Below are 2,868 nucleotides of genomic sequence, written 5' to 3'. Positions count from 1 at the left end.
TGTGCCATGAAAGATAAATTCCGCCTGAATTTCTGGCTGACATTGATTCCGGCCATCCTGACAGTCATATTGCTGATTATTTTCGGTGGTTCTGAAACGGCCGTCAGCACAGGGGACCATCCCTATAATCTGATTAAAGTTCTGCCTTATGTAGTCGTTCTGGTTACGGCCGTTGCCGGTGCCAACGTATTCCTGGTCCTGGCCGGTGGTATCGTCCTGGCTGGCATTATCGGGCTCTTCTATGGAGATCTGACGGCTCTGACTTTTGCACAGGCTATTTACAAAGGCTTCCTGGGCATGACGGATATCTTCTTCCTCTCCATGCTGACTGGCGGCCTGGCTGCTATGGTCAATAAAGCCGGTGGGATTTCGTACCTGCTGGTCAATGTACAGCGCTTTATCAAAGGCAAGAATTCGGCCGAACTTGGGATTTCTGCACTGGTATCCATTACGGATATTGCTACGGCCAATAATACCGTTTCCATCATCATCAACGGCGAAGTTGCCAAACGCATCTGCTATAAGTTTCACGTTGATCCCCGCCGCAGTGCGGCCCTCCTGAGTACATTTTCTTCTATCTTCCAGGGCCTCATCCCATACGGCGCACAAATGCTGATCATGGTCGGCTTTGCCAACGGCAGAGTATCTCCGCTGGAAGTATTGCCGTATTGCTGGTTCATTTATCTCCTCGGCATATCTGCCATCGTTTCCGTTTTCGTTCCTTTCTCCGATGGTTTCATCCGCAAAGATCCCTGGAACTTTGCCGAACAGAAACCGCAGAGTCAGGTTGAAGGTAGTGCTGGAAAAAGCACAAACTCCATAACAGCATAGGGTTTCATCTGACAGAGGCTTCTGGATTCCGGAAGCCTCTGTCGGACTGAATAGTATTAATAAAACAAGCTGTAACAAAAGGACTTTTGAAGTCCTTTTGTTACAGCTTGTTTTGCTATATCTGCTTAGCTTTCTGATGGCATATCAGGTTTTGCAGAATCAATTGTTTTTGGGACGGCTGATTCCGACAGGGTCACGCCACGGTTGATGAGAGTATTTTTTAATTGTTCGATATAGTCCCGGGCTGTCGGAGATAAGTTTGTAGTCTGGGATTTTATCCAGCCGACGCGCATGATATCCAGCGGGTTTTTCATAGGAATAGACACGATAGGCCAATAATCCCATGCGCGGAACAGGATGCCTGTACCGACTGTATAGGCATCGGTAGAGGCGATAACGCTGAATAAGGTGGAACGGTCGGTGATATTGATGGCCCGTTCGGGATTGATATCGGGGATGATGATTTCTTCAGAAAACTGGTACGAATCTTCTTCCTGAGTATACTGGATATAGGGATATGGTGCCAGCTGTTCTATGGACAGGGAAGCGTATTTGGATAATGGATGAGCCGTATTCATAAATACATAAGGCGGATAGGAAAAGAGCTCTGTGAACTCCAGCCCATTTTTGCGGAGAGTCCGTTCCATGAATTTCTGTGTCATTTTGGAAATAAAAATGATGCCAATCTGGCTGCGCTGAGTGATGACATCCTGAATGACCTGGGAAGTACGGCCTTCACGGAAGGTGATGGTGTACCGGGGATTCCGTATAATCGACTGCAGATAATCGGTGAGGGCATCGACGGCAAACATATAATGCTGGGAAGAAATAGACAGGCGCAGCTTTTTTTCTCCTTCCTGCTGAGGACTGAAATGTTCGCGCAGGCTTGTCGTCTGCTCGATGATATGATTGGCATAATTGAGGAATTCCAGCCCTTCCGGTGTAAAACTGATGCCATGGCGGTTTCGTTCCAGAATGGTAATGTGAAATTCTTTTTCCAGCTCTTTTACAGCCGTACTAAGACTGGGCTGGGCGATGAACAGAGCCTGGGCGGCCGCTGAAATAGAATTATGCTTTGATAGTTCAACAATGTAATGAAGCTGTTGTAAGGTCATACTGCCACTTCCTTGATATATGGGTAATCTATATACATAAACTAAAAAGTGTCCGACATATAGTGTATATCATTATTTTAACAGAGTGTTTCCTAAAATTAAAGGAAAAGTGGCGGAACAAAGTGAGATAGTATAAAAAGTACAGGAACCGTGATGGAATAATATGTAGTTTATTACATATAAATAGTGCTTTTGTCATAAAGAAAAACCTGGCCAGGAAACGTTTATGCCAGGTTTTTCGCATTATATCAGCTTTGGTTCAGCATGAATAGATGGCTTATTCTTCAATACCGACGCGGGCGCCTATCCCCTTATCGAAGGGGTGTTTGCGCTTACAGATTTCCGATACGTAATCAGCCATGTCGATAAGGGCTTGTGACGGATTGCGGCCCGTCATGACGACTTCCAGTTTTTCTGGCTTTGTGCGCAGGAATTGCAGTACTTTTTCTTCATCGAGAAGGCCCAGGCTGCAGGTGACGAGTATTTCATCGAGGACGAGCATATCCGGCGGATCCTTGCGTACCGTATCTACGATTTCATCGAACATCTGTGTCTGGATTTTTTTGGCTTCTGCCAATTCTTCCGGTGTCATCTGGAAGGTGAATTTTTTAAATCCCTTGCCACGGATGACCGTGATGCCGGGGATGCGGGCCAGCGAAGCCAGTTCTCCTGTTTCCATATCTTTGAGGAACTGGGTGAATAATACCTTGCCGCCGCGGCCGGCACAGCGGATCGTCAGCCCCAGGGATGCCGTCGTTTTTCCTTTGCCGTCACCGCAGTAAATATGAATGAGCCCTGTGTCCATATCAAATCCCTCCTCGCAGGTAGTATTTTTTTCAGTATAGCACAGAAAATAAGGCTTGCACAGATGCACGAATTAGGGGAGACAATGGAATTTGTCATAGTCATACATACATTTTTT

Annotated in this window: 3 protein-coding genes; 1 reads left to right on the top strand and 2 read right to left on the bottom strand. The window is 46.3% G+C overall.

Features of this window, described 5'->3' with window-relative positions:
• On the top strand, positions 1–831 hold an 831-nt coding region (locus DBO31_RS08835), incomplete at its 5' end, for a Na+/H+ antiporter NhaC family protein (RefSeq protein ID WP_304466353.1).
• A gap of 125 nt (positions 832–956) precedes the next feature.
• On the opposite strand, the gene DBO31_RS08830 is transcribed toward DBO31_RS08835, so the two are convergent.
• Positions 957–1,946, bottom strand: a complete 990-nt coding sequence (locus DBO31_RS08830) for a LysR family transcriptional regulator (RefSeq protein WP_150824968.1) — start codon at positions 1,944–1,946, stop codon at positions 957–959.
• A 277-nt stretch (positions 1,947–2,223) separates the two neighbouring features.
• Complete coding sequence (locus DBO31_RS08825) at positions 2,224–2,751, bottom strand: cob(I)yrinic acid a,c-diamide adenosyltransferase (RefSeq protein ID WP_150824967.1); 528 nt, start codon at positions 2,749–2,751, stop codon at positions 2,224–2,226.
• Positions 2,752–2,868: the final 117 nt, after the last annotated feature.

It is taken from the genome of Megasphaera sp. DJF_B143, from assembly GCF_900320625.1.
Lineage (GTDB): Bacteria > Bacillota > Negativicutes > Veillonellales > Megasphaeraceae > Megasphaera > Megasphaera hexanoica.
The sequence above is the reverse complement of the archived record's forward strand: the minus strand, read 5'-3'. Positions and strand labels throughout refer to the sequence as shown.

What these genes read in the sequence shown, in the direction of transcription:
- DBO31_RS08830 (WP_150824968.1), bottom strand. Translation starts at nt 1,946, where the DNA reads ATGACCTTACAACAGCTTCATTACATTGTTGAACTATCAAAGCATAAT.
- DBO31_RS08825 (WP_150824967.1), bottom strand. Translation starts at nt 2,751, where the DNA reads ATGGACACAGGGCTCATTCATATTTACTGCGGTGACGGCAAAGGAAAA.